Raw genomic sequence first — 361 nt, 5'->3', positions numbered from 1 at the left:
AACACACAGACAAACCACGTCGTGGCTTTATTCAGGGATTGATGGCAACGGCAGCTGGTGCCGCGTTGGCTGCACCAGCGCTGGCTCGCCCAGTTGCAGCAGCTGCACCGGCCGTCATCCTGGACAGTGCTAAATGGGCACCGCGCAATCGTGAACTGATCGCTGCATTGATTGCCAAACATGGCATTACCAGCAAGAGCTACAATCCACAACGTAAGCCTTATGCCGTGTTTGACTGGGATAACACCAGTATCATGAATGACTGCGAAGAAGCGCTGCTGATGTATCAGATCAACCAGCTCGCTTTCAAACTGAGCCCGGCTGAATTCTCTGCGATCGTGCGTCAGAATGTTCCGGCTGG

At 54.0% G+C, this 361-nt stretch carries 1 pseudogene; it reads left to right on the top strand.

What is annotated here, in order from left to right:
* Positions 1-29: 29 nt before the first annotated feature.
* Positions 30-361: pseudogene (locus KDM89_RS20495) on the top strand (haloacid dehalogenase-like hydrolase); the annotation flags it as partial.

This window comes from Cognatundibacterium luofuense (assembly GCF_018139685.1).
GTDB classification, from domain to species: domain Bacteria; phylum Pseudomonadota; class Gammaproteobacteria; order Burkholderiales; family Burkholderiaceae_D; genus Undibacterium; species Undibacterium luofuense.
The sequence above is the reverse complement of the archived record's forward strand: the minus strand, read 5'-3'. Positions and strand labels throughout refer to the sequence as shown.